Source organism: Desulfoluna sp. CLI2B, assembly GCF_056847375.1.
In genome coordinates this window covers 6,188,136-6,213,008 of the sequence record NZ_CP186557.1, presented here as the reverse complement: position 1 = coordinate 6,213,008, position 24,873 = coordinate 6,188,136, and the positions used below count along the sequence as shown (strand labels likewise).

Below are 24,873 nucleotides of genomic sequence, written 5' to 3'. Positions count from 1 at the left end.
GATGCTAAATCCTGAAACTGCTGATGGCAGACCTCAGGTCCCTGGCAAGAACGCTGAGCTGCTCGGCGCTTCCCTGGACCTGCCTGCCGCTGCCGGACATCCGCTCCGCTGACTCACAGACATTTCTGATATCCACGGTGGTCTCCCGGGCACTCAGGCTCCCTGCCCTGACCCGTTCGGAAACCGTATCGATGCCTACGGCGATCTGATTGATGTGCCTTGTGATGTCTTGGGTGGATGCGGCCTGCGCATCCACAGCCTGTTCCATGCCCCCCACCATATTGTGGGTGTTTTTCACGGCCTCGGTCATGGCATGGATCTCTTCCAAGCTCTCCCGGGTGGCATCCTGGATGCCCTGAACCGTTTTTTTGATGGCCTCAATGGCCTCGGCTGTCTGGAGGGACAGGGCCCGGATCTCGTCGGCAACCACGGCAAACCCTTTGCCGTACTCCCCTGCCCGGGCTGCCTCGATGGTGGCATTGAGGGAGAGCAGCTTGGTCTGCTCGGAAATTTCCGTGACCGCCTCGGAGACCGTTTCAATCTGGGTCGCGGCCCGCCCCATGCGAGTGATGGTTTCAAGGGTCCTGTCCGCTGTCTCCACAGCGGCTCCGGTCTGCTGCATGGCCTCTCCGGCCCCCTTGGAAACAGCCTGGATCGCCACCCCCATCCCATCGGCTGCGGAGGTAATCCCCGCCGCCTGGCGGGAGGTATCGGCCATGGTTTCCGAGATGGCCTCGATGCCCGAACCCGTCTGCTCGGTGGCGGCGTTGGCCGCAGAGGCTTTTTCCGAAGTGTCACGGGTTTCATTGACCAGGTCCCGGGAGATGCCCAGCAACTCCTCGGATGCCGCTGTCACCTCCTCTGCGCTCCTCGAAATCCGCGCCACAATATTCTGGAGCTTTTCCATGAAGGTGTTGACCCAGGAAGCCAGCTCTCCGATTTCCATCTTTGCGCCCCCTACAGAGCCTGAGGTCCATCCGCCCTCCCCCGTGGCAATGTCTTTGATTCGGGCAACGGTTTCGTTGATGGGCCGGTGATGGTGATACAGAGAACAGGCAGGCCCCGATCCCTGCACGGCAAGCAGCAGGAAGGTGACCACAAGGATGGCGATCAAGCCGTTCATCTCTTTTAAAAGGGTACTGCTCACCGTCTCGATCAGCTCGTCCTCATTGGCTTCGGCCACAAGGGTCACCAGTCCGGGACAAAGCGCGTCATGGCGATAATGGCATCGCCCCGGGCATCGGTCAGGCGGATGACTGAGCGCTTCTTACTCAGTACGGCTTCGGCGTGCTCCCCCCACCCGGCTTTGTCCGCAAGGGTCTGCCGTTGAATGAGGTCCCGGTTCCGATGCAACATCACCCGTCCCGTGCGGTCCACCATGTAGGTTTCCCCTTTTTCCCCCACGGTGGTGTCCGTAATCTGGTGGTTGAAGGTCGCAAGGTCCAAAGAAACGGAGGTCAGCCCCAGGAAGCGCCCGTCTGATTCAATGCGACGGTTGATAAAGGCCATGGAACCATACACCGGGTCATTGATGTGCAGGTTGATATCGAGGGTTTTCCCGCTCTCCTTAAACGCCTTGAACCAGGCGTCGGAAGGTGAAAGTGTCTTGAAGCTCGCTTTCCCGTCCCGCATGTCGTAATAGCTCTGGTTGTCCCACAGCACCACATTGGCCCCACCGGTGCCCAGGCTACCAAATGACGCCCTTGGAGCTGATCTGCCGGTCTCACGGCCCGCTTCGGGCTCTCCCTCTTTGACCCACCGAATCAAAAAGGGGTTTTCCGCCACCATGTCCAGGCTTTTCGCAGGCCAGATCAACCGATCATCCACCACGGAAGAGATATTCTTCATCACCGCCGGCATGTGGATCGCCTCGAGAAACGTTCCAAGGCAGGACCGCCCGATACGATAATTGATGGATGTCACCGCAGCACAGGTCAACAGAACCAGAATACCCGTCAGGATATTTAATTTCGCCCCTACCCCTCTTACCCTCATATCCATTCCCCATTTAAGCAATATGTTATTTAAAATTGAAGAATGGTATATAAATTTCAAGTAAAAGAATCAACATTATTTCAATGAAGGGAGCCCCCTGTAGGCATTCCTCATAACATCACCTGCCCACCCTCATCGCCACACAGTTGATCATCTCAAAGGTAACAATTTAACTTGTTTTTTGCCTCCGGCAGAATCACCGGAGGCAGAAGGTGGCTCAGCGTCTCAATTGCTTCGTTTCACGCCCAGGGTTATTTTGTACAGCACGGTAAGGACCAGAAGACCGATGGCCGTAATACCCGCCGAGATCATCAGCTCCATGAAGGAGGGCACATACTCGGTGACATGGTGGAGGGGAGACGGCATGATCATGCCGAGGCCCTTGTCGATCCAGATGCCCACAAAAGCGCAAAGACAGGCCACAGCAAGGGTCGTCTCATTGTTGCGGGTCACGGGGGGAATAAGCAGGAGCGCGGCCGCCCCCATGAGAAGCAGGGAGCCCCGCATCCAGGGAACGAGGACCCCGTGGCCGTGGAGCCCCACGTAGAGGTACTTCAGGTGGTCCATGTGCTCTGGAATCCGGGAGTAAAACGCCACAAACGCCTCGCACCCCAGGAAAAAGAGGTTGGCCACCATGCCGTAGGCGGTGATGACGGCAAGGGTCTTGATCGCCTTCTGGCCGGGGTCAAAGTCCGAGACCTTTCGAATGATAAAACAGAGCAGGATCAGAAGGGCCGGACCGGCGGCAAAGGCCGAGGCAAGGAACCGGGGGGCCAGAATGGCCGTCAGCCAGAACCCCCGACCTGGAAGGCCGCAGTAGATAAAGGCCGTCATGGTGTGGATGGCAAAGGCCATGGGAATGGAAAGATACACCAGCACTTTCACCCAGGGGGCCGGTGCCACCCCGTTACGCTCGGCCTCAAGGACATTCCACCCGATGATGATGTTCATAAGAAGGTAAGCCATCAGCACGTTGCCGTCCCAGAAGAGCATGGACGACGGCGTGGCGTTGAGGAAAATATTCAGGGCCCGGAAGGGCTGCCCCAAATGAATGAGCAGGTAGAGAAAACACATCACAATGGAAGCCACGGCCAGAAATTCCCCCAGCACCGTGATCCGCCCGAAGGCCTTGTAGTCATGGAGGTAATACGGAAGCACCAGCATCACCCCCCCTGCCGCCACCCCCACCAGAAAGGTCATCTGGGCCGTGTAAAATCCCCAGGAGACATCCCGGCTCTGGCCCGTGATCATCAACCCGTGTTCAAGCTGTTGCCCGTAACACAACGCCCCCAGCACCAGCACCGCCAGAAGCCCCGCAATCCACGCCCAATACCCTTTTCCGCCCTTAATCGCCAACTCAAGCATACGCCCTCCGCATAGAAAAATTCCAGGTCATCAAACATCTGTCGGGAGGGAGTATACAAATCGCAAGTTAAGCAGGAATAAAGCAGCAGTAAAAACGCCAGGGAAAAGCGTGCCTCCGGCGGCCAAGGGCTGAGCCCTTGGAACCCAGGTTCGCAAATACTCCGGGACTCGTTCCTCGCCCTGCGCATTTGCTGACGGGCTGCGCCCGTTCTGAATGCCAAAGGCAAGGGGCAATACCCTTACCTTTCGTTCCCAGGCTCCGTTTGGGAATGATGCACGGAGGCTCTGCCTCCACGCCCGAAATCGCTTCACCCGGTAAGGGAAATCCATTACGTCGCTATGCTTCACACCGGCAAGGCGGAGCATTGCTGCCGACACTCCCAGGCAGAGCCTGGGAGCGAGCAACGGTAACCGAAAAATCGGAACGGCCATGCAAGCACACGCCACGATATTCTTTCGTTCCCAGGCTCCGCCTGGGAATGATGCACGGAGGCTCTGCCTCCACGCCCGAAATCGCTTCACCCGGTAAGGGAAATCCATTACGTCGCTATGCTTCACACCGCCAAGGCGGAGCCTTGCAACCGACACTCCCAGGCAGAGCCTGGGAGCGAGCAACGGTACCCGAAGGTCCGGTACCGTCATGAGGCAAAACCTTTCAGCCAATAAGCTGCTCGTACAACGCCATGGTTTTTTCGTGCAGGGGGCATCCCAGGGCCTGCATGTGGGTTTGGCAGGCTGTGTAGGCGGTCACCACCCCGGCGTTGTTGCCCATGCGGGCATTAAGGCGCATAACGGTGCGGTAGACGGGTTCGGCATGGGGATCGAGCCCCAGGTAGGTTTCTGCGCAGGCAAGGGCTTTGGCGGGGTGGTCTGCCATGTCCGGGTGATCCATGATCCGGATAAGCAGGGCAAGGTACCGGGTTGTCAGGGAGTCGCGCTCCGGCTGGCACCAGGCGTCAAAGGGGTACTCTTCCAGGAGAGGGCCTTTCCAGCAGGCTTCGGCGGCAAGGAGGTCCTGAAGGGGGGCGTCCTTTTCGTTGTCCAGGGCCTCCAGATGGTCCAGAAACACCTCCACGTCGATGATTCCCCCATCGCCCAGGTCGAGCCGATAGGCGTCCTGCTGCCTCACAAGATAGGACGAGGCCCCTTTGGCGGTGCGGTGGGGCTCCAGGGTGGCGCGCAGGGCGCTCATGGCCACGTTGAAGCGCTTGGCGGTCTTTTCCGCATCCTCTTCGGGCCAGAGGAGTTCGGTGAGGGTCTCCCGATGGACAAAGCCCGCGCGCCGTTTTGCCGCCAAGGCCTGTAGAATTGTCAGGGCCTTGGTGCTGTTCCAGGCCTCGGAAGGGATTGCCTCACCCCCAACACTGACCGCAAACGGCCCCAGAAGAGAGAGAGTCAAAGGGGACGAGGCAGGGGAGGGCATGAGGGCCATCAGTGCTTTTGCGCTGCCTTTGGCCGCAGAGTCCCTGCCCCTGGCAAGAACGGCCAGCCCATCTGTTGCGGGAGCGCCCATTGCCTTGAGGAGACGCACCACCAGCTCTGTCCGGCAGCCTTTTGCATAACATCGGGCCAAAAGGGGCACGAGCTGCTTCGGTTCACCGGTCATCCGGTGGACAAGTCCCTTGTCTGCGGCAAGGTGAAGGGCGCGCTCGAAAGCGACCTGAGCCTCTTCCTCCCGTGAGGCTGCCAGGTGGCACCTTGTCTCCAGAAGATAAAGGGCAAGGAGATGATGGGCGGCGGGCCGAACCTTGTCTCTGCTCTCCTCAAGAATGCTCAGGGCTCTTTCCGGGTTCCCCTCTCCCAGGGCCAGCCCGGCCTGACCGATGCCCAGAATGCCTTCGGTGACGGTGAGACCGTAACCTTTGATGAGCCCTGCGGCGGTCGCCAGGCTTGCCCGGGCAGACTCGACATCGCCCCGCGCCAGGCTGATCTCGTGAAAAAAGTCGTGGGTGCTGGCCATGCCCCACCTGTTCTCCGGACACTCAAAGATGGCAAGGCCCTTTCGCGCCAGAGACTCGGCCCTGTCAAGGGCTCCCAAGCCCAGGCAGTTCTGGGCCCAGGCCACATAGACCCATCCCTTCTGGCTGTCGTTAAGGTCAATGGCCTCGGAGGCTGCGATGCCCTGCTCCGCATAGGCGCACCCGTCATCAAAGGCACCCATGAAAAAGCAGCACACAGAAAGCTGGTAGTAGGTCAGGGGCAGGCAAAAATCCAGCCCATGCTCCCCGGCCCGTTGAAGGGAGCGGCGGCTCACCTCCAGGGAGGCCTTGAAATCCCCTGCGTAGTAAAGGCGGTAGGCCAGGGAGGTTTCCACGATGGTGAGGTTTGCGGACCGGTCGGGTTCGTCCAGGAGTGAGATGGCATCCATGGCCTCCCGGGTGTAGGCGTCCGAGGCCTCCATATCCCCCAGCACTGCGGCAAAAAAGATAAGGAAGGTCATGGTAAAGGCGTAGGTCTCGGAGTGGGTGTCCTGGCCCCCCACGATCTGCTCCAGCAGGAGCCTGGCTTCACGCACGTTGCCGGTGTAGTAATAGAGAAACCCCAGGTTCGACAGGCACTTCATCTCGTTGGAGCCGTCATGGACATCGCGAAAAAGAACCAGGGCCCGCCTCAACAGGGCGATGGCCTCCCGGGGCATGCCCGCACAGGACAGGAGCTTTGCCTCGATGGTCAGAAGATGGGGGGTCCGGTTGCGATAGGCCGACGGGAACGCCTCCAGGCACGCCCTTAAGGAACGAACCTTGCCCTGGATGATGAACCGCCCCTCCAGGGATTCCACAACCCGGGCGGCCTTGTCATACCACAGCCCGTCCAGGTAGTGGTTCAGAGCTTCCAGAGGCGTGTCCGTCTCCATGGCCTCGCCCGCCGCAAGGTGAAGGGCGCCAATGTCCTCGCCGCTCACCTGTTCGGAGAGCTTTTCCCGCAAAAAATCCCGAAGCAGATGGTGGTACTGAAAGGACCTGCGCCCTGGGTCCAGGGAGAAGGTAAGCAAGTGGCGGTCTTCGAGGGCTCGAAGGCGCGCCAGGGAGTCGTCAATGCCCAGGACGGCATCGCACAGCCCGGGGTCAAGGGTTGCAAGCAGGGAGCTCTTCACCAGAAAATCCTGTTCGTCGGGCTCCAGCGTCTCGAAAACATTCTCCTCCAGGTAGGAAAAGACATAGCCCTGGGATCCTTTGAGCTCCAGGAGCCTGCCCTCCACCCCGCGGTCCCCCGCATCCTGCAGAGAACATCGAAACAGCATGAGACTGGCGGCCCATCCCCCGCTTTTCTCACGCAGATGTCCCACGGCATCCCGTGAAAGGGACATGCCGAACACCCGGGAAAAGAGGGCGCCGATCTCCTCCTCGGTAAAGGCAAGCTCCCGTTCGCCGATCTCACGAAGCCCCCCTGCCACCCGAAGCCTCGACAGGCGAAGGGGCGGGGCCGTGCGGCTGATGACAACCACATGCACCAAAGGAGGGAGTCTCTCCAAGAGAAAATCCAGAGCCCTGTTGACCTCGGCGCTCTCGCCCACCAGGTGGTAGTCATCCAGCACAATGACGGTCTCGGTGGCGACCATCTCTTCAAGGCCTTTGACAAAGGCCAAAAGAAACGCTTCGCGCTCCTCCCGGGAGACCGATACCCTCTCCGGGACAGCCGGAAGCACCCCGCCATACCCGGCACAAAGCCCTTCGATCCCGCTGATGAGGTACCCCATGAACACCGACAGGTCCCGGTCAAAGGCATCCAGCCGGTACCAGACGGTCTGAGCCCCGCCTTGCCCTAAGGCCCGGGCCACCAGGGTACTCTTGCCGTAACCGGCCCCGGCCACCACCGTCGTAATTTTTCGTTGGAAGAGCTCACCGAAGCATGCATGGAGCCGTCCCCGGTCGAGGAGGCCCTGCGGGTGAGGCGCAAGGAGCTTGGAGTGAAGGATGTCTGCCATCTTGGGGAAACCCTGCCGAAGACGTTGCCCATAAAAAAACGTTTGCCTTTGGCAATCTATACCAGAAACCCGGGCAAGGGCCAGCCAAGATTTTGCAGGGTGCGGCTTCCACCAAAGGATCCCTTGATCTTCCCCGGGCACCGAATTACACTAAGGGTATTCCCCGTGAACCAAACCAAAACAATGGATGGCCCCATGGATTATTCGCAGATCAACAGCGCCGAAGCCCTTGTGCTGATGCGCATGGAAGTTGCAGGCACCCTTGAGATCTGGGCGGAAGAGTCAAAGGACAACGGCAAGACAACCCCCAGAAGGTCCCCCCGCCTTTTTCACATCGCCTTCCCCGGCGAGATCATGGCCTTAGAGAGCCTCAACGCCAGTTACACCCGCGAGGCCGACAAGGGAACGTACACCGGAGCGACACTGCTAGGCAGCTCCACCGGCCTCCCCCTTCCTCGACTACGTCCGGGCCGAGACATACGCGGCCTCCACCATGAAGCATCCCCTGCACCACTTTCAGATCATCACCGAAGAGGCCATCATCGACGTGGTCACCATCACCCCGCCCCAGGTAAGCGAGGTCACCCTCGGCTAACCGGGGACATGCCTCTGCTGCTTTTCTTGAGACGAACCAGCCACCGCCCCGGACAGAGAATCGTTGCTGTGCCCGCAAGACATTCTGCAAGATTCCCCTGCCGCGACAAAGGCTTCGGCCTTGAGGGCATGGATGCGCCTGCGTGCCTGGCAGGCAAGGGCCCGATACCACTCGGACCCGGCCTCCTCGCCGGCACAGCGCCTGTACCCATGGCCCGGCCTCACGGCGTCCCTTGCCTTTTCTGAGCCCCCCAGCTGCACCAGGGCCCTTGCCAGCACATCATGCCCGTCGGGATAGTGAAACCTGACCCCCACAGACGTCAGCGCCTTCTCGGCGGCCTCCTGGCATCGCCGACGCGCCACGGTGCATCGCCTCAGCCCCAGGGTAGCCCCGGAGTTGTCCGGGACCACGGCAAGGGTTCGCTTGAAGTATCTCTCCGCGTCGCTCCAGCATCCCATCTTCAGGAACATCGCCCCCAGGGCCTGGCAGAGCCCCGGCTCCTCGTCGGAAGCAACCAGAACCACCGTGGCGCCGTCTTTCACCTCGTCCAGCACCCCGCACAACACCTTGAAAAGAGAGTCGTCTCGGTTCGTTACAGGTACGTTTCCGCTCTCCATCAGGAAGAAGATGGCGTCCCAGCACGACGCATCCCACCCGATGAGCAACACACGTGAAGGAGAGCTCATTGTTTGTTTTCCTCAGCAACCATTCTTTCGATACCTCGTTGTCTTGAGGCATTGCAGGGCAATCACCCATGTTTTCCGCAGCCATTTTTTCGCACACACCATCCGGGATGAAACCGTATACCGAGGCAGACGCAAAAAAAAGTTAAAACAAGGCCAATTTTTTCCAATGGTTTCCTTGCATCAAACACAAAAGGCCCGGCGGGCGGATGCCTGCCGGGCCTTCAGTAGTAAGTTCATTCAAGGGAGCATAGTCACCCTGCCATGGCGTCAGATGGAGAGGTACTGACGCTGCTCCCTTGCCGAGATATGGATGCGATCCGCTTCCCACTCCTCGATTTTCAGGGTCATGAAGTTGTCGTAAAGCTTCTCCCCGAGAAAGTCCTTGAGAAACTCGCTTCGCTCGGCCTCCACCAGTGCTTCGTAGAAGGTGCGGGGCAGGAAGCGCTCGTCCCAGACCTTCATCTGGTAATCACGCTCGTAGGTGCTGCCCTTGTCCGGGTTGTCCGAGGCAAGGGCCTCCCGAATGCCCTGCAGGCCCATGGCGATGAGGGTGGCCATCTGCAGGTAGACGTTACCCGCCGGGTCCGGGTTGCGCAGCTCGATGCGGGTGGCCGAAGGACTTGTGGTGTAAGGGACCCGAACCATGGAGCTGCGGTTTCGAAAGCCCCAGCCACGCACAATGGGAGCCTCCTTTTCCACCACATACGCCTTGTAGGAGTTGACGGTGGAGGCCATGACCACCGAGGTTTCCCGGGCGTACTTGAGGATCCCGGCGATGAACTGACGGGCCACGGTGCTCAGGTTCTGGTCTGCGGCCTCGTCGTAAAAGAGGTTGGTGCCCTCGGCGTCCTGAACGGAGAGGTGCATGTGAAAGGCGTTGCGGTTGTGCTCCTTGAAGGGCTTGGGCATAAAGCTGGCATAGAACCCGTTCTCCTGGGCCACCCGCTGGGCCACATAGGTGAACAGGAGGGTCCGGTCTGCCGCGCTCACGGGGTCGGTGCACTCCAGGTTGATCTCGTGCTGGGACGGGGTGACTTCGTGGTGGGATTTTTCGTAGACGATACCGCAGCGCTCCAGGACATCCGTGATCTGCTGGCGAATGGCCTGGCCCTTGTCGTGGGGGGTGGAGTGGAAGTAGCCTGCCTGATCCGTGTGAACATCCGAGGGAAAGCCCCGCTTTGCGGTCAGGGCAAATTCATCGCCGTTGAGCAGGAAAAATTCGTGCTCGGGCCCCACCAGGAACCGGAAGCCGAACTCCTCTTCGGCGCTCCGGACCACCTCCTGGAGAATGGTCCGGGGATCCACGGCTGCCGGGGCTCCCTCCTCGTTGAGTACATTGGCGATGAAAAACCCCACCTTCTCCTCTTCAAAGGGAATCTTCCAGAGGGTGTCCGCGTCCGGCATCAGGATGCGATCGCTGTGCTCCACGTTGGCGAACCCGGCAATGGAGCTGCCGTCAAACCCCACGCCGTTTTCGAAAATTTCGCCGATTTTGTGCTTGTTCACCGACAGGTTCATGAGCCTGCCGTTGAGGTCTGTAAAAAAAAGCTTGGTGCAATCCACGTGTTCAAGATGACTGTCTACCTCGTCCATAATCTCCCGCCCAGGTGTAATTTCCGCCATGACAGCAAAGGGCCTGCCCCTGCGCTGCCTGTTTACCAGGTAAAAACATTGATTCACCACCTACCACGAAATTATTTTGAACTCAATATATGTTTGCCCCGACCTCCAGTGGATTTTATTTATAATATCTCCCAAAAAAGGCCGTTTTACCACAAAAAATTAATTACAATACAATACAATTTTTCAGTTTAACCCAACCCCACACCCCCTGATTGGCCTCGTCAGCCAGCCGAGCAGTGGAAGGGGAACACCCCTTGGCCACCAAGGATAAAGCCCCCTGCGGAAGATGAGATGAGGCTTGACGAACCCTGCGATCTCTGAGACAAAATGGGGTATTCGCAGCACACACTTACCGCCCGCGACGGCCTGCGGGCACAGATTCCACAGCCATTTACACGACAAGACCATGCACGACGGCAAACCCGGCGATGAATCGCAACGGCAGGGGTGCAGGCCATGACGTGCCTGCCCCCATCCCATCGCGGTGATCCACACGGTCCGGGCTTTTTCACGGGTGACGAGGGAGGATAAGATGTCCGATAGTCTGTATATTGCGGGAACAGAGGCCAGAAGCGGAAAATCAGCCATAGTCCTGGGGGTGATGGAGCTGCTGCATCGAAAAATCGGCAGGGTGGGATTTTTCCGCCCCATCATCTCGGGGCTGGACGAGCTGGACAGCAACACCCACCTCATCGCCACCCACTTCGGCCTGGAGGCTCCCTACGAGAAAATGTACGGCTACTCGGCCAAGGAGGCCACGGACCTGGCCACACGGGGCAGGCCCATGGAGGTCATCGAAGGGATCATCAAAAAGTACAATGAACTCAAAGAGACCTGCGACTTCATCGTCTGCGACGGCACCAACTACGCCACATCCACCGCCGCCTTCGAGTTCGACATCAACGCCGAGATCAGCAAGAATCTCTCCTGCCCGGTGCTGCTGGTGGCCAACGGCCACGGGAGGTCCACCCACGAAACCGTCCGCGCCATGGAAGTGGCCCTGGAGTCCCTCCAGGACAAGAAGTGCCAGACCATAGGCGCCGTGATCAACCGCACGGCGCCGGAGCAGACCGAAGAGATCGTCCGTCGCCTCCGGTCCAACCCCCAGGCAGCGTCCCTTCTCATCTGCGGTATCCCGGAGAACCCGGCCCTGGCGCGTCCCACCGTTTCAGAGGTGGCACGCGCCCTGGGAGCCGAGGTGCTCTGCGGGGAGAAGTGGCTCGGATTTCACGTGAGCAGCTTTACCATCGGCGCCATGCAGATCCAGAACCTGTTGAAACGGGTCAGGCGAGGCTCCCTGGTCATCACCGCAGGGGACCGCACCGACGTCATCGTGGCCTGCCTGGCCGCCGGAGCCTCCGCCACCCGCCAGAACATCGCGGGCATGATCCTCACCGGGGGCCTGAAACCCGACGACACCATCATGGACCTGCTCACCACCGCCCCCCGGAGTTTCCCGGTCCTCAGCGTGCAGGAGGACACCTTCCCCATTGCCAGCCGGGTCAGCCGTCTCCACACCAAGATCTCCCCGGACGACGACCGAAAAATCACCCAGCTTCTGGCCCTCTTTGAAAAGCATGTGGACACAACCGAGCTGGAGCGAAAACTCGTCACCACCCGTACGGCCATCGTCACCCCCAAGATGTTTGAGTACAACCTCATCCAGCGGGCAAAAAAGAAAAAACAGCACATCGTGCTTCCCGAAGGGGACGAAGAGAGAATCCTTCGTGCCACCGAGCTCCTCCTTCATCGGGAGGTGGCCGACATCACCCTGCTGGGAAACACCGAGCGCATTCAGGAAAAAATCACCCAACTGGGCCTGCGCCTCTCCCGGGGCAACATCGTCGATCCCCACACCTCTCCCCTCCTCGAATCCTATGCCCGAACCTACTACGAACTGCGCAAACACAAGGGCATCACCGAGGAAAACGCCTGGGACGTGGTCAGGGGGCGAAACTTTTTCGCCACCATGATGGTCCGGCAAGGCGACGCCGACGCCATGGTCTCGGGAGCGGTCCACAGCACGGCGGACACCATCCGGCCCGCCCTGCAGATCATCCGCACCAAGCCGGGGGTCTCCCTGGTCTCCAGCGTCTTTCTCATGTGCCTGGAGGACCGGGTCCTCGTCTACGGGGACTGCGCGGTGAACCCCGACCCCGATGCGGCCCAGCTTGCCGAAATCGCCATCAGCTCGGCCGAAACCGCCCGCACCTTCCACATCGACCCCACGGTGGCCCTCCTCTCCTATTCCACCGGGGGCTCGGGAAGCGGCGCCGACGTGGAGAAAGTCCGCGAGGCCACCCGCCTTGCCCGGGACATGGCCAGGGCAAATGGCCTGGACCTCAAGATCGAGGGGCCCATCCAGTACGACGCCGCCGTGGATTCGGCCGTGGCCCGCACCAAGCTCCCCGACAGCGAGGTGGCCGGCAAGGCCACGGTCTTTATCTTCCCGGACCTGAACACCGGCAACAACACCTACAAGGCGGTGCAGCGATCCGCCGACGCCGTGGCCGTGGGCCCCATCCTCCAGGGCCTGAGGTACCCGGTCAACGACCTCAGCCGGGGCTGCACCGTCCCCGACATCGTTAACACCGTGGCCATCACGGCTGTCCAGGCCCAGGCGGCAAGGGAGGAAAAGCCCCGATAGCCCGACCCATCCTGCGCAGGGTACCGCCTTTACAGGCGGGCCCTGCCCGGTTCCCCTTGACGGTTGAACGATTCAAGGCCGCGGTATTTTCGACCCCACGGCTTCCATACGCATCACCATGACATCGGCCCAACGCTATGCCTGTACCCTGCACCTCTTTTGAGTCCCGAAACGGAAAGACCAGACAGGTCCCGTCCCCTTCCACGCCATCTGCCCCGAAGTCCCCGGGAGATGGCACCTGCGTCCGACACTCTGTGTTGCAGGCCATTGACCTGCGCGCCTTCGGCAAAAAACGATCCCTGCTCATCGAGGCCCAGGCCGGCCAGGGGAGGCAAAGCTCCGCCAGTACCTGGACCACGTCTCCACCCGGAGCATCTGGTGCGCCCTGGACCCTGCGGACATGGAGGCCACCCACCTCATTTCAGGGCTCTACACCCTCTTGAAAGAGGCTGTCCCCGCCTTTTCCTCCCGCACGGCAGGCACCATGCTCACCCGGGGCGATCTCTCCATCCAGGCCATGGGCAAAATCGCTCGGGCCCTCCTTGCCGACCTGAAAAAGGCCCTTAAGACCGACCTGTACATCGTCTTTGACGACCTGCACCACATCGAAGCCTCACCGGCGGCCTTAAAATTCCTCACCGCCTTTTTGTCGCAACCCACCCCGGGCCTCTACGTCATCCTCATCTCCAGGCGCCGTATCCCAAGACAGGTACGCGCCCTGTTTCAATCGGGCCAGTGCGTCTACCTGGACAGCCGGTCACTGGCCTTCAGCGCGGAAGAGTCCCGTGATGTTGTGCACCGATGCATGGAGCTGCCCCTGTCGCGGGCTCAGCTCCACCAACTCGTTGAGACCTGCGACGGCTGGATCACGGGGCTTAGGGCCAGGTGCCTTTTCATGGGCGGCATCCCGGCGTTGCCTCCGGTTTCCGGGAAGCGGCCCTGCCGGGACGCGGAGTTCGATTTCTGGTATTTTGCCGAGGAGGTCTACCCTGCCATGGCTGCCCATGTCTCGGATGCTCTGCTCAAACTGGCCCTTTTGGAGGAGATCCCGCCGGGCATTGCCCGGCAGGCAGGAGACGGCCCGGAGCTCTGCGATACCCTGGAGGTCCTCCGCCGTGACCACTTTTTTCTCTCTCAAAGCAAAGGCAAGGACGCGCCCTACACCTTCCATCCCCTCTTCCGGGAGTTCCTGAGGATCAAGTGCAGGGAGCAATGCGGTGCCGAAGAGATCACCGACTTCCTGAACGTGGCCGGGGCATGGCACGAAAAAAACCATGCGTTCCGGTTTGCCCTCTCCTCCTATGCAGCCGCGGGCAATTTCAACGCCACGGAGACCCTGCTGAGGCGACACGGCCTCTCCCTCTACCGGTCCGAAAAGCCCCATGCCATCTACAAAATCCTCTCCACGATTCCAGCTGACGAGGCCGACACCAGGGGATGGACCTCCTTTTTCACGGGCCTCATCGCCCTTGAGACAGATCCCGCCGCGGCCCTTAAGAACCTTCACCGCGCCCGCACCCTCTTTGTGGCCCAAAGGGACCTGCCCGGAGAGTTCCTGGCCACCACCGAGATCTGCATCAACCACGTCTTCATGGACGGCGAAGTCAACCGGGCCAGGCCCCTTTTTGCCCGGGCAACCGAGCTCTTCAACCGCCTGCGCCAGGGCCTGTCTCCTTTTTACCTGACCCGGTCGGCCACGGCCCTGGGCACCTGCCACCTCTACTTTACGGGGGACACCAGCGCCTCCGAAGCCTGTGCCACCCTGGCCAAACGAACGGCCCGCGAGCACCACATGCAGCCCCTGCTGGTGGAGGCACACACAGCCTCCTGCTTCAATCGCATGGGCCGGGGCCGGTTTCTCAAATCCGCCGAAGAGCTCGACGCACAGCTTCCTCACCTCTCCACCCCCGGGCTCACCGAGTCCGCCAGGCTGCGCGCCGGGCTGGCCCAGCTCAACCAGCTGGAGATCACCGGGGACTTTTTCAACTACAACCACCTGAAACCCATCCTCCAGCGGCGGACGCGCCATGACCTGCTCCAACAGACGGTCCTCAATGGTTTTTCAACCATCTGGGAGACCTGCCAGGCCCTTGCCGTCGGCGACACGGAAACGGCCCTGCAGCTAACGGAAAGGGCCCTCTCCCCGGACAACGCAGGGGAAAACGCCCACCTGAAAAGCCAGTTTCTTCACTACCAGGCCTACATCTACGGATTGAAACACGAACCCGTCAAAGCGCTGGAAGCCGCCCAGGTCTCCCTGGCCCTTCGCCATCAGGCCAGGGTGCCCTATTTTGTGACTCTCCAGTCCATGGTGCTGGGGGCCATGTATGTGCAGCTCGACAGAGCCGAAGAGGCCGAGGCCTACCTGACCCGGGCCATCGACAACAGCCGGGGCTCGGGCGAACGCTTCATCCGCTGCGGCGCCCTTGCCCACCGGGCCTGCCTCTACCTGACCCGCAACCGGGACCAGGAGGCCTGCGACGACATTCGAAAACTGCTCTCCCTCATGCAGAAGGAGCGATACGTCCACTTTGACACCTGGACCCCCAGGGTCATGCTCCCTGTTCTGCAGATGGCCCGCGCCCAGGGCATCCTACCCGAGTTTGCCCTGACCCTGGCCGAAGACCGGCTGAAGGTCTCCTTTGATGCGGAACATCGCCCCCTGCCCCTCCTTGAAATCATCACCCTGGGCAGGTTTGCCCTGTACATCGAGGGCCACGAGATCCTGGACGGCACCCGGCTCAGCCATCACGAGCAGCGCCTCCTGGCCGCCTTGATCTGCTCCCCTTCCCGCAGCATGGGGATCCACGATATCTTCCATATGATATGGCCCGAATCCGATGAGGAAAAGGCGCTCAAAGCCCTGAAAGTCATGCTCTTCAGGCTGAGAAAAAAAGTATCCCACCCAGCGGGCCGACCCGCCTTTGATTTCCAGGACTACCTCCAGCACAAAAACAGGCAGCTCTTCCTGGCCCACTGCCGCATTGACGCCCATGATTTCCTGGACGCCGCCTCCAAGGGGATGACCCACTACAGAAACCGCCAGCACTGGCAGGCGGCCAACGCCTTTCGCCATGCCCTCTCCTTCTGGAAGGGACCTTTTCTCAAGAGCATCTCCTACGACGACGCCGCCGGAGAATTTAACGATCGCTTTTTCCTCAACACACTAAGTAATGCTGCAACCGCCTGGAGCGCCCTGATCAATGCCCACGGCATCCCGAGCCGGGAAGATCTGGAGCTCATCGAACGTTCCGTCCCCCGTGGGGCGGGCACCACAGAAATGATGAACAACCTCTTTGACCTCCACGCAGCCGCCGGGAACACCGGAAAAATCCACGACCTCACCCGTGCCTACCAGGAAGCACTGGTCCGTACCGGATACACAGAAGAGGAAGTAAAAGAAGAAATAGACAGGCTCTGGGCCCCTGATTTTGGTGCGTCAACGGTTTAACCCCCACATAAAAAAGTCCGCTAACCGCACCATTTCCAAAGACATCCCCCCGAAGCATCCCATTCAGAGGCGAAAGGGTGGCCGTTTCGTAACCGAAATGTAACTCCCATTTTTATATGGTTGCCATGGTTTGGTGACCACAGGGGCGTTTCTCAGCCCCGCAGTAAACAGGGAAGACGGAAGAATAACATTGAACACCCCCGGGCAAGACCCATGATGGCCATGGCAGAATGAGCCATCTATCGTATCCGCTCCCCTGAAAGAAGCATCCCGTTTTTTTTAATTAAGATTATGACGTCCCGACTCAGGGGCTCACTCGACGAAGTCGACGCAACACCTCCCGGCCGACAGGGCCAGGGCCGCAGTCTTTTCACGGCCCATGCCTGCCCCGCCTTGGGAGACGACTTCTGTGATGCCGGAGCCCTGATACAGGTGTATAGGGCGAGCATCGATCCTCTGCGATAGATATGTCAGAGTTTTGAGTCCGGGGGGGAGAGTTCTCCCTTGGCCCAGCGCACGGTTGGTGCTCAATGCCCTAGACATAAAGGCCCCGTCTTCCAGCAATGGATGGCGGGGTCTTTTTTTTGGAACGGAGATATGAACATGTCAGCTATGTTGAAAATACAAACTGTAAATCAGCCTTTGCTGTTTGTTTTCCTCACCCTTCGGGCGGGCCGGGCTAATACACTTCCACGGAAACCCGATCCAGGGCGCCGCTCTGATCCACCACAAGAATCTGGTACCGGCCGCCATGGGTGGGCCGAAAGGACCAGGTGGGGCCCTGCCCTGCCGGTGCGGAGTTTTCAAACCAGTACCAGGGGCCGTTGCCCCCTTCCACCCTCAGGTCAAAGGAGGGGTAATCCCGCTTGGCATCCTTTCGCATGATGATCTCCCCGTCTTCGATCCCCTTGATACACACAGGCTCGTCAATGACGCTGTCGGTGACCCCTGCGCATGCAGGAAGCCGAGGCGGTATGATCTGCCGTCGCCTCCGGGACGGCTCAAGCCAACTCTCCAGGGCCACAGGCCAGAGGGTAAAGCGCTTTCGCACAGAAGGTTCTCCGGCAACGCAGCCTGAAGGAATGCGATACCGACCGTCCGGGGTGACGGGCAGCTCCAGGGTGGTCACGGCAGGCCCGGAGGTCTCCCGGGTGGCGGTGAGGGTGGGAGGGGCGGTCCTGTCCAGGAGCCAGGCGATGCGCGGCTGATCGCAGCTCTGCCCCGGAGCCACGGCCTTGCCCTCGGGCCAGCAGATGGTGCCCTCGGAGACGGAATCCGGCCGCGGCACAAGGCCGGTGTGACGGGGCAGGAGCTGAAAGGCGAGTTTCAATAGCGGGGTGGCGGTCTGGGCACCGTAATGGCCCGGCACCGGAGCGCCGTCGGGCCGCCCCACCCACACCCCCACGGTGTAATCCCGGTCCACCCCCAAGGACCAGGCATCCCGGAACCCGTAGCTGGTGCCGGTCTTCACGGCAAACAAGGCCCCTGTGTCCCGGATCTGACGGGCACGGGGGGGAATCAGCATGTCCTGAATGATCCAGGCGGCCCCTTCGGAGAGAAGCTTGGCTTCCTCGGCGGGAGCGCCCCGGACCAGGCGGGGCTTGATTGTTTTGCCGCCCCTCCCCAGACTGGAGAAGGCCAGCACCAGGTCCTCCAGGCTCGTGGCAAAGCCCCCCAGGGCCATGGAGAGGTTGGGCACGGCCCCCACGGGCAACTTGATGTGAAACCCGCTGTTGACCATCTCCGCATAGAAAAAACGTGGGCCCACATGGTCCATAAGCTGCACGGCCGGAAGGTTCAGGGAGTGGGCCAGGGCCGAGGCGCTGCTCACCGGGCCGCTGAAGCTGCGGTGAAAGTTCACGGGCTGGTAGTCCCCGAACCGGATGGGAACGTCCATGAGCAGGCTCTGGGAACAGATCAGCCCCTGGTCCAGGGCCATGCCAAAGACAAAGGGCTTTACCGTGGACCCCGGGGACCGAAGGGCCCGCACCATGTCCACGTGGCCGAACCGCTCCTCATTGAGAAAATCCGCAGACCCCACATAGGCCTTCACCGCCCCGGTTCGGTTCTCCATAGCAAGGACCGCCACCGACACATGGGGGGGCAGCGCGGTGGCATAATCCATCACCAGCTGCTCCATGGCTTCCTGCAAGGGAAAATCGATGAGGGTCTCCACCCGGGCGGTCCCTTCCGCTGCACCGGCATGAAGCCGACGGGCCAGGATCGGCGCGGTCATGCTGGTCTCCACCGGCCAGGGCACCACCTTCTCCTCCTTGGCTTCGGTGACCTCCAGGGCGCTCCAGACCCCGAAGCCCTGAAGCCGGTTCAGACACTTGTTCCTTGCCTTTTCCGCGGCTTCGGGAAACCGGTCCGGTCGAAAACGGCTCGGGGACTGGGGCATCACCGCCAGAAGCGCTGCTTCGGCACGGGTAAGGTCATCCGCCCCGTGACCGAAATAGGCGTGACTGGCCGCCTGCACCCCCTCAAAGGTTCCGCCAAAGGGGGCGTGGTTCACATAGTAGGTGAGGATCTCAGCCTTGGAAAAATGCCACTCCAGCTGCAGGGCCGTGGCCATCTGAAGGCATTTCCCCCAAAGGCTTCGGGGCACCGGCCGACGCAGCCGGGCAACCTGCATGGTGAGGGTGGAGCCCCCCGACACAATGCGTCCGCTTGCCGCCCACTGCCAGGCCGCCCGCACCATGGACACGGGGTTGATGCCGGGGTGACGGTAGAACCATCGGTCCTCGTACCCAAGAAGGGCCTCCACATACAAGGGGGAGACCTGCTCCGGGGTCACGGGATAACGCCACACCCCGTTGGGATCCGCAAAGGCACGCAAGGGCGTGCCGTCCTCGGCCAGGACCACGCAGGTCCGGGTCCGGGGGGCAAGGTCCACAGGGTAGAGGCGGTCCAGCGCAAAAAGCCCTGCCACCAGCAAAAGGACAAACAGGCCCAAACATAAAAAAGCCCTGGGAAACCGCCCCCCCAGGGCCTGGATCTTCTGCGCGACCGCGCTGCGATTGAAAAGCATCTGTTTCAATCAAGCCTTCTACGATGAAAATGGTTAAAGTACACAGGAAAAGCCTGCCTCCGGCGGCCAGGGGATAATCCCCTGGACCCCAGGTTGCGAATGCCCTCTCCCTTCGTTCCTCAGGGCGAGGACATTCGCGTAGACTTTTGGAGAATAGAACAAAACCTGTTTATCAAACCCAAGGCATAGAATCGGTAAAAATTTGACCTCCGGCAACGAGGGAAGTGAAACAACACCTCGAAAGCATATTGCCATATCTATGCGGCATAAAGAAGACACGAGCAAGGAATTTCATGACCGTTGCCGCCCATCGGCGGTGCGCAAGCGCACCCGACCCACCGTCGAAGGCGGTATCTCTCGTGAAAAGGGTGCGTTTGCGCACCCTTTTCACGGAAAAGAAGCGATATTACTCCGTCACGGTCAGGGTTTCAAAGGTCCCGCCAATGGCGTGGCGGAAGGGCCGGTACATATCTTCGACGTAGCTGCCCGGCATGCGGTAGACCCCGGGGGTAACGGCGCGCACCAGGTAGAACAGGGTGACGGTGCTCTCCTCGCCCACGGAAACGGCGGCCACGTAGCGGTCGTCCCGGAACTCTTCGTGGGAGACGGCGCCTTTGTCCCACAGCTTGCCCACGGGCTTGTCCCCGATACGGATCTCGTCCAGGCGGACGCTTGAGAGACCCAGGTTCTGGTTCTCGATCTCCACCCCTGCGGGGAGCAGGTCCACCACCAGACCGTCCGGGGTGCGCCGGGTGGCGGAAACCGTCAGCTTCACCACCATCAGGGCACCGGACTTCAGGGTGGTGGGCGAGATCTCGTTGCCGTCCACGTCGTAAAAGTTCCGGGTAATGGTCATCTCGTTGGAGACCGGCTCAGGGGCATTTTTGCGTTCGCCGGTGAGGCTGACGTTGGCGTAGATGGGCTTTTCCCCGGCCTTGATGGCCGTGAGCCCCTGGAACTGGTCCAGGTCAAACAGAGAGGAAAAATCCCTGTTGCGGGAAAGGGCCTGGTCGCCGTTTTGGGTCATGAGCACGGCCTGCCATTTTTTCTTGTTGGCGTCGCCCTGTCTGGACAAGGCCTTGGTGGCGGTGCGGAACAGGCAGATGCGCTCCTGGGTGCTGAGCCACCTGCGCTCCCTGACGGTGTCCGCCAGGTCCTCCACCAGTTCGCCGAGGCCCTCAAAGCCATAGGCCATGGCCAGCTCGGTCATTCGGCCCAGGTCCCTGACGGGGGACCCGTAATCGCCGTAGTACCTGCGATCGGAACGCAGTCGCTCGGAAAGGGCCTTTTCATAGGATGCCTCCCCGTGCCGCTCATCCCCGGCGAATTTAAAGGCCGCGGACAGGTACATCCAGCTGAGGCCGTCGTCATCGGTCTTTCCGTCGTAGTGGGAATAAAGACGACGCAGATCGCTCAGGCGAGCCTTTCCGTTACGGGCAAGAATGTACCCGGCGTAGCTTCGGTAGGCAAACCGGTAATGATCGGGGTCTTCGCTCCAGTGCCTGCTGCTGGCGTTGTTGCCTTTCAGATAGGTACGCAGCCTCTTGTCGGCCTTCTCAAGGGCCTTGGAGCCCACGGGGATCCCCATCTTCTGGGCGTCATGGAGAAACTCGGCGGCGTAAACCGTCAACCACTCGTCTTCAGGGCTGTCCGAGGACCACAGGCCAAAGCTCCCGTTGGACTTCTGGCAGTCCAGTACCCGGGTCACGGCCTTGTCCACCTGGGCCCGTCGAAACGCTTCGTCATAGGGACGCTTGAACTGCTCCTCCACACGGTTGGTCAGACCCAGCTCTCCCAGGCCCTCGGGGGTGGCCAGAACCCAGGGATACCCTGAACTGATGGACTGCTCCAGGCAACCGTAGGGGTAGTGAAGCAGGTACTCAAAATGCCCCGCAAAGTCAATGGGGGGACGGTCGGACAGGTTCATCAGGAACCGCACGGAGGCGGGCACCAGGTCATCGGTTTGAAGGGTCGGGGTCCACTGACTGTTCGGGTCAATGGTGGCCACGGTTTTCCGGGAGATCGAAGGATAGGGCGAACGAACACCCAGCCGCCAGATACGGTCGATGTCCAGAGCCTCCCCGGAGTCGCCCCCCGGTCCGGTGAGATGCATGGAGACCACGCCCTGGCCGGTGCTTTTTTCCGCCGTAAGGGGAAAGCGCAGGGTGGTCTTCTCCTTCTCTTTAAGGGAGACGGAGCGGGTCTCGGTGGACGCGGCAAGGGAGCCGCCCTGGGTCATCTTAACGGAAAACGTCTGGGGCTCGCCGCTCATGTTGCGCAGGTCCAGGGCCAGGGTGGAATTATCCCCCATGGCCAGGAACCGGGGCATGGCCACCTGGGTGACGATTTTGTCGGCCACGGTGGTGTTGGCGTCCGCCTTGCCGAACTGCTCATCGGCATAGGCCAGGACCATCCACCGAAGCTGGCCGTTGAAGTCGGGCAGCTCGAACTCGGCGGTAACATGGCCGTCTGCGTCCACGGCCAGGGGCTCAGAAAAGAACGAAACCATGCGCACGTCGGATTTTGGTTTGTCCCCGCCCCGGGAGAGCTCGGCGTCGGACTCGGCAAAACCGCCGCCGAACCGCTGACGGGCCGCCGCCGGACCTATGTTGTCGATGATCTCTCCGTAGTTGTCGTACAGGTCCACGGTGTAGCGTCGGGCACCGAAAAAGTAGCCTTCCGCGTCCGGGGTGGCGTAGCGGGTGATGTTCAGAATCCCCACGTCCACCAGGGCCACCACCACGCGGGTGTTGGCGGGAACGGGACCGTCTTCGGCCGAAACGGAGATGGATGCCTTCACGGTCTTGTTGGGCTGGGTGCGCTCAGGCGCGTCAATGGACACATCCAGGTGGGCCCCCTTGCGCTTGAGGGGCAGGTGAACCATGCCGAAGGCACGGGAGGGCACAGGGGTGGCGGTCATGTCCCCCGGACGGATGACCATCACCGAGGCGTAGAGATCGTGGCGATTCCAGGAGGCATTGGTGGGAATGGAGACCACCGTGCCCTCGGACTTCACGGGAACGTAGGTGGTGTACAGGGACTTTTCAGAGCTCTCCACGGTGACCAGGGCCAGGCCGTCCTGGGGCGGGGTGATGCGCAGCTCTGCCGTCTCCCCGGGGACATAAGAAGCCTTGCCGAAGCCCAGGCTCACCTGGTCCGGCTTCTGGGCGCTGCCGGTGTCCGCGTTGCCCCACCACGACCAGGAGGTCTTGAACCCATAGGCGGTGCGGGTGGTGCCGTCGGTGATCTCCACACGATAGCGGCCCCAGCTCAGGGGCAGGCTCACGGTGGTGGTCTCCCCCTTGCGGGTGGTAAGGGACTTGGTGAACACCGTCACCGGGCTCTCGTCCCAGTCCCAGTGCCAGCCCCGGCTGTCGGAGTGACGCCAGTACCAGTTGCGATCCTGCCGGATCAGGGAGAGTTGGATATCCCTGGCCTCCTGCCACTCCCCGGCGGAGTCCGCGACCCCGACCTTGATGTCCACGGTGGTGTCGGAATCCGGGTTGCCGCTGAACTGGGGCTCAATGCCCAGAAAACGCTTTCCGTTGAGAATGGTCAGCCGGGTGGAGCGGGTCACGGGGCGTCCACCGGTCTCGTACACACTGACGTTGGCGTGGACCTCCACCGGAGACGTCTGTTTGGTCCACAGATTGCCCACGCTCAGCCACGTTTTGCCCTTCTCATCCAGGCTGTGGGTGCGAAAATCACGGCGGCGTACCATCAGTTTCTCGGATTTGTCCCCGAAAAAGAAGGTGGGCAGGTGATCAAAGGGGTGGCGATCCACCTTGGCCGTCATAAAGCCGTCCACCTTGTTGCCGGAGGCAGGGGCACCGTAGAGGTACTTGGAGGCCACGGGCAGCTTGACGTACGAAGGCGAGGCATAGAGCCGCTTGCCCTCCTGGGGCCCGTCAAACAGGGTGAGGTCCAGGCGCTCGGGGAGGAACTCCTCCACCTTGACCTGGTACCGGCAGGCGTTGCCCCCGGCATAGGCCAGCTTGAGCGTGTAGGTACCGGTCTGGCTTGAATCCGAGGTCTGGTAATCAAAACCATAGAGCCCGGTCTCCTTAGGCTGAAGCTTGCCCGAGGTGAGCCGGCTGCCGTCGGGCTTGTAAAAAGCATAGCTCAGGGGCAGCCCTTCCGGGAGCTTGCCGTCAAAGTCCCGCACCAGCACCTTGACCTCAATGTTGTCGCCGGGGCGGTAGAGGTCCCGGGGACCCCAGGGGTAAATCTGGTATTCGCTGTGGACGGTCACGGCGTTTTTGAGCCCCGAGAGGTCCAGGGCATTTCGGCCGAGGCGAAGGACCGAAAACTGGTCCCCCAAGGTGGCCAGAAGCTGATGCTGACTGGACTTGGCGCGAAACGAGACACGCCCGAGCTCGTCGGACTCACCGGCGTCGACGACCTTGCCCTCCCGGTTGATGATCTTCACCTGCACGTTTGCCATGGGATTGCCCGTGGCAATGTTCTGGGTATAGACATCAAACCGGCCCTTGTACTCGCGGATATGGAGCCCGATGTCGGTCTGCATGAAAAGGGCGTGCTCGTACTGATAGTTGTACTCACCCGGCTGGGACATCACCGCCACGTAGGCCCCGGGGGCGCTCAGGGCATCGATGCCGCTCAGATCGATGTTGTAGTCGGTGCGCTGGTTCTTTCGGGGGTTCAAGGCAAACCGGCCGGTATGCACCAGGGAGCCGTACGTCTTGAGCTTCTTGAGGTTGTAATAGTCGGCCCAGCCGTTTTTGCCGAAACGCTCCATCATCTTCGGCAGGCTCTTGGCGTTGATGCGGAAAAAATCGATGGTCACCTCATCCACGTTCAGGGTGGTGACCGGAAGCTGTCTGGGGCTGGAGCTGCTGATGATGTGGGCGCTGGAGGTGAAGTTCACCCCAGGGGTCAGGGCCTTGGTGGTGACCGTCTTGTACTCGGAAAATTCCAGCTTCTGACCGTTGATGTCCTTTATCCTGTTGGAGACATTGACGATGTACCTGGCCTTCGGGGTCACAAAGGGAAAAATCACCTTGGTGCGGTCCTCATTCACCACCCAGTGGTCGGACCTCCCCCCTTTCAGGTAGATCTGTTTGTCTTCCAGGAGGTCCCGGTCCACCGGTGCCGTGAAACTCACCGCAATGGCCGGTGCGTTTTCGTAAAGGATCTCCTTGATGGACGCCACGGCAAAACCGGCTCCGTTGTAGTCTTTTTTGGCCTTCTCAAGATCAAAGGCCGAAGCGGTCTGGACCAGCAGCATGAGACTGATCAGCAGGGTCAGGGTTGCTCGGAGTATGGGAACGCTCCTGTCAAAAAAATTCCGTCTCACGGTAGGCTCACCTCATGTCACATTTTATCGTATAGTTACCTAAAAATTTCATTTCAATATTATTTTCAGCGCAAAATAACCACCCCTTGATCACCTTGTCAATCATTTTTCTACATCTCAATAACAAGGTAATTCCACGGGTTCTTCCTTTACTCTATTTGCATCAAACGACAGTTTCGGAGGTGATACCGAAAGACCGGATACAGCCGTTGCCCCACCCCGCCATGCCCCTAAAAAA

At 60.6% G+C, this 24,873-nt stretch carries 10 protein-coding genes; 2 read left to right on the top strand and 8 right to left on the bottom strand.

Annotated elements, in window-relative coordinates; translation table 11 throughout:
* Positions 1-4: 4 nt before the first annotated feature.
* The 6 genes from ACOYW2_RS28695 to ACOYW2_RS28670 all read right to left on the bottom strand — a co-directional run bounded on the left by ACOYW2_RS28695 (position 5) and on the right by ACOYW2_RS28670 (position 10,159).
* Positions 5-1,183, bottom strand: a complete 1,179-nt coding sequence (locus ACOYW2_RS28695) for a methyl-accepting chemotaxis protein (protein ID WP_482768820.1) — start codon at positions 1,181-1,183, stop codon at positions 5-7.
* A 5-nt stretch (positions 1,184-1,188) separates the two neighbouring features.
* On the bottom strand, positions 1,189-1,860 hold the full coding sequence (locus ACOYW2_RS28690) for a PDC sensor domain-containing protein (RefSeq protein WP_482768819.1): 672 nt from the start codon (positions 1,858-1,860) through the stop codon (positions 1,189-1,191).
* 360 nt (positions 1,861-2,220) lie between these two features.
* Entirely contained in the window at positions 2,221-3,360 is a 1,140-nt protein-coding gene (dsrP, locus tag ACOYW2_RS28685) for a sulfate reduction electron transfer complex DsrMKJOP subunit DsrP (protein ID WP_482768818.1), read from the bottom strand.
* Positions 3,361-4,015: 655 nt separating this feature from the next.
* On the bottom strand, positions 4,016-7,285 hold the full coding sequence (locus ACOYW2_RS28680) for an AfsR/SARP family transcriptional regulator (protein ID WP_482768817.1): 3,270 nt from the start codon (positions 7,283-7,285) through the stop codon (positions 4,016-4,018).
* Positions 7,286-7,876: 591 nt separating this feature from the next.
* Positions 7,877-8,566, bottom strand: a complete 690-nt coding sequence (locus ACOYW2_RS28675; RefSeq protein WP_482768816.1) for a tetratricopeptide repeat protein — start codon at positions 8,564-8,566, stop codon at positions 7,877-7,879.
* Between the two features lie 267 nt (positions 8,567-8,833).
* Complete coding sequence (locus tag ACOYW2_RS28670; RefSeq protein WP_482414587.1) at positions 8,834-10,159, bottom strand: glutamine synthetase family protein; 1,326 nt, start codon at positions 10,157-10,159, stop codon at positions 8,834-8,836.
* Positions 10,160-10,721: 562 nt separating this feature from the next.
* Between ACOYW2_RS28670 and pta the strand changes: the two genes are divergently transcribed.
* Both pta and ACOYW2_RS28660 read left to right on the top strand, forming a co-directional pair.
* Entirely contained in the window at positions 10,722-12,836 is a 2,115-nt protein-coding gene (pta, locus tag ACOYW2_RS28665) for a phosphate acetyltransferase (RefSeq protein ID WP_482768815.1), read from the top strand.
* 400 nt (positions 12,837-13,236) lie between these two features.
* Entirely contained in the window at positions 13,237-16,287 is a 3,051-nt protein-coding gene (locus ACOYW2_RS28660; protein ID WP_482768814.1) for a winged helix-turn-helix domain-containing protein, read from the top strand.
* A 679-nt stretch (positions 16,288-16,966) separates the two neighbouring features.
* Here ACOYW2_RS28660 and pbpC read toward each other — a convergent pair.
* Both pbpC and ACOYW2_RS28650 read right to left on the bottom strand, forming a co-directional pair.
* Positions 16,967-19,318 (bottom strand): penicillin-binding protein 1C, encoded by a 2,352-nt coding sequence (gene pbpC, locus ACOYW2_RS28655; protein WP_482771099.1) that lies wholly within the window; start codon positions 19,316-19,318, stop codon positions 16,967-16,969.
* Between the two features lie 406 nt (positions 19,319-19,724).
* A complete protein-coding gene (locus tag ACOYW2_RS28650) occupies positions 19,725-24,635 on the bottom strand; it encodes an alpha-2-macroglobulin family protein (protein WP_482768813.1) in 4,911 nt (1,636 codons plus the stop codon).
* Positions 24,636-24,873: the final 238 nt, after the last annotated feature.

Excerpts from the sequence above, each read along its gene's own strand:
- ACOYW2_RS28660 (WP_482768814.1), top strand. The coding sequence starts at position 13,237 with ATGGAGGCCACCCACCTCATTTCAGGGCTCTACACCCTCTTGAAAGAG.
- pbpC (WP_482771099.1), bottom strand. The coding sequence starts at position 19,318 with ATGCTTTTCAATCGCAGCGCGGTCGCGCAGAAGATCCAGGCCCTGGGG.
- dsrP (WP_482768818.1), bottom strand. The coding sequence starts at position 3,360 with ATGCTTGAGTTGGCGATTAAGGGCGGAAAAGGGTATTGGGCGTGGATT.
- ACOYW2_RS28670 (WP_482414587.1), bottom strand. The coding sequence starts at position 10,159 with ATGGACGAGGTAGACAGTCATCTTGAACACGTGGATTGCACCAAGCTT.
- pta (WP_482768815.1), top strand. The coding sequence starts at position 10,722 with ATGTCCGATAGTCTGTATATTGCGGGAACAGAGGCCAGAAGCGGAAAA.
- ACOYW2_RS28675 (WP_482768816.1), bottom strand. The coding sequence starts at position 8,566 with ATGAGCTCTCCTTCACGTGTGTTGCTCATCGGGTGGGATGCGTCGTGC.
- ACOYW2_RS28680 (WP_482768817.1), bottom strand. The coding sequence starts at position 7,285 with ATGGCAGACATCCTTCACTCCAAGCTCCTTGCGCCTCACCCGCAGGGC.
- ACOYW2_RS28690 (WP_482768819.1), bottom strand. The coding sequence starts at position 1,860 with ATGCCGGCGGTGATGAAGAATATCTCTTCCGTGGTGGATGATCGGTTG.